Source organism: Phenylobacterium sp. (assembly GCF_044358365.1).
Classification (GTDB): Bacteria; Pseudomonadota; Alphaproteobacteria; order Caulobacterales; family Caulobacteraceae; genus Phenylobacterium.
Genome location: NZ_JBIKNZ010000113.1, coordinates 1 through 5,438, shown reverse-complemented (window position 1 = coordinate 5,438; position 5,438 = coordinate 1). Strand labels below are relative to the sequence as shown.

Sequence of the window (5,438 nt, the reverse complement as noted above, 5' to 3'; positions counted from 1 at the left end):
TCCCGAAGATCACATGACAGAGGATGACCCATGCATGCCGGCCTCCTTCACCAGCATGCAGCTTGAATCACTCCATCACTGATTTGGGAATCCCTCCCGATTCACAGCGTAGGGAAACCGCTCTAGCGTAGACAAGCTAGATCGCTAAACGATCCCGCTCATCCCGGCGAATGCCGGGATGAGCGGGATGGGGGTTAGTTCTTCGCCGGCGCCTTCTTCTTTGCAGGCGACTTCTTCTTGGCCGGCGCCTTCTTGGCCGCTGCCGCCTTCGGTTCCGCCTTGGCCTTGGCCGCACGCGCCGGCTTCTTGGCCTTGCCGCCGCCGCCCTTGGCTACGCGTTCGGCGATCAGTTCGATGGCCTGTTCGAGAGTGACTGAAAGCGGGTCGGCGCCGCGCGGCACATTGGCGTTGGTGGCGCCGTGCTTGATGTAGGGGCCGTAGCGGCCTGACAGCACGCGGATCGGCTGGCCGTCGACCGGGTGCGCGCCCAGTTCCGCCAGCGCCGCCGACTCCGCCCCGCCGCGTCGCCCGGCCCGCTTGGTGGCCAGCAGGTCGACGGCGCGGTTCACGCCAACGTCAAAGACTTCGTCCGCCGATGGCAGGTTGGCATAGGTTCCGTCGTGCAGCACGAAGGGCCCGTATCGGCCTATCCCGGCGACGATTGGTTTGCCGTCTTCCGGGTGATTGCCGACATCGCGCGGCAGGCGCAGCAGGCGCAGGCCCTTGTCCAGGTCCATGTCCGGCGCGGACCAGCCCTTGGGCAGGCTGGAACGCTTCGGTTTCTCGCCCTCACCAAGCTGAACGTAGACGCCGAAGCGGCCGGTCTTCAGGAACACGGTCTCGCCGGTTACCGGATCGATCCCCAGCTCACGATCGCCGGTGGGGCCGTCCTCGCCTTCCTCGGCCACGGTCAGGGGCCGGGTGTGGCGGCACTCGGGATAGTTGGAGCATCCCAGGAACGGGCCATACTTGCTGCTCTTCAGGCCCATACGGCCGCTGTTGCAGACCGGGCAGGCGCGCGGGTCGGAGCCGTCGGCCTTTGCGGGGAACAGGTGCGGGCCCAACGTGGCGTCGAGGGCCGTGAGCACGTCGCTCATGCGCAGTTCGGCGGTCTCGCCGATCTTGGCGTTGAATTCGAGCCAGAACTCGCGGAGCAGCACCTTCCAGTCCAGTTCGCCGGCCGACACCAGGTCCAGGCGTTCTTCCAGTGCGGCGGTGAAGTCATATTCCACGTAGCGGGCGAAATACTCTTCGAGGAAGGCGGTCAGCAGGCGACCCTTGTCTTCCGGAATGAAGCGCTGCTTTTCCATCCGGACATAGGCCCGGTCGCGCAGCACCGTCAGGATCGAGGCATAGGTCGAGGGCCGCCCGATGCCGAGTTCTTCCAGTTTCTTGACGAGGCTGGCTTCGGAATAGCGCGGCGGTGGCTCGGTGAAGTGCTGGTCGGCCTTGGCGGACTTCACCTGGGCGGCGGCGCCTTGCGTCACCTGCGGCAGACGGCCGCCTTCCTCGTCGTCGGGGTCGTCGCGACCCTCTTCATAGACCGCCAGATAGCCGTCGAAGGTCACGACCTGGCCGGTGGCGCGCAGGCCGGTCTTGCCGTCGGCGCTGTCGATATCGATGGTGGTGCGCTCGATCCTGGCGCTTTCCATCTGTGAGGCGATCATCCGCTTCCAGACCAGCTCATAGAGCCGTCCCAGATCGCCCTCGAGCCGCATCTTGCCGGGGTTTCGCGCCAAGCTGGTGGGGCGGATCGCCTCGTGGGCCTCCTGGGCGTTCTTGGCCTTGGTGGAATAGAACCGGGGCTTTTCCGGCACATAGTCCTTGCCGTAGAGGCCGCCGATGACGTCGCGGGCTTCGTCCAGCGCTTCCGGCGCGGTCTGCACGCCGTCGGTTCGCATGTAAGTGATCAGGCCGACGGTTTCCCCACCGATGTCGATGCCTTCATACAGCCGCTGGGCCGCCTGCATGGTCCGCTTGGCGTCGAAACCCAGCTTGCGGGAGGCCTCCTGCTGCAGGGTCGAGGTGGTGAAGGGCGGGGGCGGGGACCGGCGTCCCGGTTTGCGTTCCAGGGCCGTGATCGAGAACGTCGCCGCCCTGACGGCGTCGCGTGCGGCCAGGGCGCTGGTCTCGTTGCCCAGGTCGAACTTCGTCAGGCGCTTGCCATCGTGCTTCACCAGCCGCGCGGTGAAGGGATCGCTGCCGGCGGAGACCTCGGCCTCGACGGTCCAGTATTCCTGGGTCTTGAACCGTTCGATCTCGAGCTCACGGTCCACGACGCAGCGCAGGGCCACCGACTGCACGCGTCCGGCTGAACGCGCGCCGGGCAGCTTGCGCCACAGCACCGGCGAAAGGGTGAAGCCCACCAGATAATCCAGCGCGCGGCGCGCCAGATAGGCGTTGACCAGTTCCATATCCAGCTGGCGCGGATGGGTCATGGCCTCGAGAACGGAAGTCCTGGTGATGGCGTTGAACACCACGCGCTCGACCGGAATGTCCTTCAGGCCGCGCTTTTTATTGAGGATCTCCAGCACGTGCCAGGAAATCGCCTCACCTTCGCGGTCGGGGTCGGTCGCCAGGATCAGGCGGTCGGCGCCCTTGGCGGCCTCGGCGATCTCGGAGAGCCGCTTGGCGGCCTTGCCGTCGATTTCCCAGGACATGTCGAAGTCGTCGTCCGGACGCACCGAGCCGTCTTTCGCGGGCAGGTCGCGAACGTGGCCGTACGAGGCCAGCACCTTGAAGTCGGCGCCAAGGTACTTGTTGATGGTCTTGGCCTTGGCGGGGCTCTCGACGATGACGAGCTTCATGCGGGGGACTGTTCCAGAAAAGAACGCGGAACGTGGGGGCGGCGCCCACGGCCTGTCAACGGTCGGATTACATCGGATTTCACCAGCCCCTTTAGGGGCTAGATTCTTGCCACCATGCCTCCGGGCAGCAGTTCGGCCCGTCCGGCCAGCGCCAGTTCGGTCAGGGCGGCGAAGACCATGGGGGCTGGCGCACCGGTCGCGCGCACCAATTCATCCCGTGAGACGGGGGTCGGCGACAGCAGGTCCGCCAGGCGTTTTCGCAGGCCGTCGTCAGGTTCCGCGGGCGCGTCGCGGTAGGGCGTCGCGGTCGGCGCCTCAAAGCCACGGAGGCCCTCCAGCGCCCGCAGGATGTCGTCGATTCCTTCGCAGATCGCCGCGCCCTGGCGGAGTAGATCGTTGGCGCCTCGGGCTCTCGGATCCAGCGGCGAACCCGGCACAGCCAGTACCTCGCGGCCCTGTTCGCCAGCCAGGCGTGCGGTGATCAGCGATCCGGAACGAAGCTCGGCCTCCACGACCACAACGGCGCGTGAGAGTCCGGCGATGATGCGGTTGCGGCGTGGGAAATCACGGGCGACCGCGATGCGTCCCGGCTCGTTTTCCGACACCACGCACCCTGCCTCACGGATGCGATCGTAAAGCGGACGGTGTTCGGGCGGATAGATGTCGTCCACACCGCCGCCCAGCACGGCGACCGTGCCGGAGGCCATGGCCCCTTCGTGCGCCGCAGCATCGATGCCGCGCGCCATGCCCGAGACCACGACGAAGCCGGCCTGACCCAGCTCCGCCGCCAGCCCCCGGGCAAAGCGTTGCGCCGCCGCAGAGGCTACACGGGCGCCGACAATCGCGACCGCCGGGCGACTCAGGATCCGGGTGTCGCCTCGCGCCCACAACAGGGGTGGCGGCGGGTCCAGGGTTGCCAGAGGCAGGGGGAAGGCCGGCTCGCATGCCGCCAGCATCCGCGCACCAAGCGCCGCGCCCGCGGCCAGTTCACGCTCGGCCTCTGCGACGCTGGGGATCTTCAGGCTTGCCATTCGTCCGCCACGGCGCGCCAGGTCGGGCAGGGCGGCGAGCGCCAGCGACGGCTCGCCGAAGCGGGCTATGAGTTGTGCAAAGGTTACGGATCCAACGTTTTCTGTGCGGACCAGCCGCAGCCAATCGCGGCGCTGAGCGTCGGAAAGGGCCCGTGTCACGCCTGCGGTGTCTCCTGATCCTTGTAGAGCTCGGGCGGCATTGGTGGGCCTCCGTTGTGACCTGCGGTTGGCGATGTCTTGGCGCCGATGCGGGGTTCCTGACCTTTCAGAAGGCGTCGGATGTTGTCTTCGTGGCGAATGAACACAAGCAGCGCCATGAACAGCGTCAGCAGCACTATGGCGTGCGGCCGCCCCAGCACGAGCGCTACTGCCGGCGCCAGGGCGACAGCCACAAGGGCTGCCAGCGATGAGAGCCGGAACACGAACGCCACGATCAGCCAGGCAACCGCAGCCGCAATACCCACCGGCCAGGCAGCCGCCAGAAGCGTGCCCAGAAAGGTTGCTACCCCCTTGCCGCCCTTGAAGTTGAGCCAGACCGGAAACAGGTGGCCGAGAAACGCTGAGCCCGCCGCCAGGGCGATCAGTGTTGCTTCCGGCGCGCCGGCCACAGTCCGCGCCATCAACCAGGCCAGCAGCACCGCCACGGCGCCCTTGCCGCCGTCCCCCAGCAGGGTGATCGCCGCCAGGTCCTTGCGACCGGTCCGCAGCACGTTTGTCGCACCGATGTTGCCGGATCCGACCGACCGGATATCGCCCGCGCCGCCCATGAGGGTTGCGATAACGCCGAACGGAATGGATCCCAAAAGATAGCCGCCGATTATGGCAAGCGCGAAGAGCATTGTGTTCGGCGACATGGACATTCCCCCTGGACACCAAGTCCTAGCGCGCCGCCGGGGGTTCGTCAGCGGTCGCGTTCGCAACCTAGCAGTGTCGAGTTTGATTTCAAGAACATTATAGGAACGTAGGGGCCGGGTCGATCAGATGGCGTAGACCGTCCGACCGTCCACGACGGTACGCAGTACTTTTCCCTGGAGCCTGCGTCCGTCGAACGGAGAGTTCTTGGACTTGGAGATAAGCTTGTCGGCCTGGATCACCACCGGGGCGTTGAGGTCGCAGATCACCAGATCCGCCGGCGCACCCCTGGCGATGCGCCCCGCCGGCAAACCCAGCAGCTTCGCCGGCGCCGAGGTCACGGTCCGGATCAGATCGATCAGCGGAATGCGTCCGTCATGATGGAAAGACAGCAGGGCCGCCAGCAGGGTCTGAAGGCCCACCGCGCCGGGCGCCGCTTCGTCGTAGGGCAGGCGCTTGTCCTCGGCCGGGGCCGGGGCGTGGGCGGAAACAATGACCTGGATTAGGCCGGAGGCGACCGCGTCGATCACCGCTTGCCGATCGCCCTCCGAGCGCAGGGGTGGGTCTACCTTGCAGAAGGTGCGATAGTCCCCGATGTCAATTTCATTGAAGGACAGGTGATTGATCGAGGTGGTGGCCGTGACGGGAAGACCCCGGTCCAGGCCGCGCTTCAGACTCTCCAGGGCCGCGCCCGTTGTGACCTGATCCACAATGAACGGTGCGCCGGTCAGTTCCACCAGCGCCAGAT

At 66.5% G+C, this 5,438-nt stretch carries 4 protein-coding genes; all 4 read right to left on the bottom strand.

Translation table 11 applies throughout. From position 1 onward, the window contains the following. Positions 1–194: 194 nt before the first annotated feature. Complete coding sequence (gene topA / locus ACIQ3B_RS17805; RefSeq protein WP_397404970.1) at positions 195–2,807, bottom strand: type I DNA topoisomerase; 2,613 nt, start codon at positions 2,805–2,807, stop codon at positions 195–197. Between the two features lie 98 nt (positions 2,808–2,905). Further along, positions 2,906–3,997, bottom strand: a complete 1,092-nt coding sequence (dprA, locus tag ACIQ3B_RS17800; protein ID WP_397404968.1) for a DNA-processing protein DprA — start codon at positions 3,995–3,997, stop codon at positions 2,906–2,908. After that, positions 3,994–4,698 (bottom strand): glycerol-3-phosphate 1-O-acyltransferase PlsY, encoded by a 705-nt coding sequence (gene plsY / locus ACIQ3B_RS17795; RefSeq protein WP_397404966.1) that lies wholly within the window; start codon positions 4,696–4,698, stop codon positions 3,994–3,996. The genes dprA and plsY overlap by 4 nt, the downstream gene beginning before the upstream one ends. A 117-nt stretch (positions 4,699–4,815) precedes the next feature. Then, positions 4,816–5,438 (bottom strand): amidohydrolase family protein (locus tag ACIQ3B_RS17790; protein ID WP_397404964.1); only part of this gene is annotated, 623 nt, incomplete at its 5' end.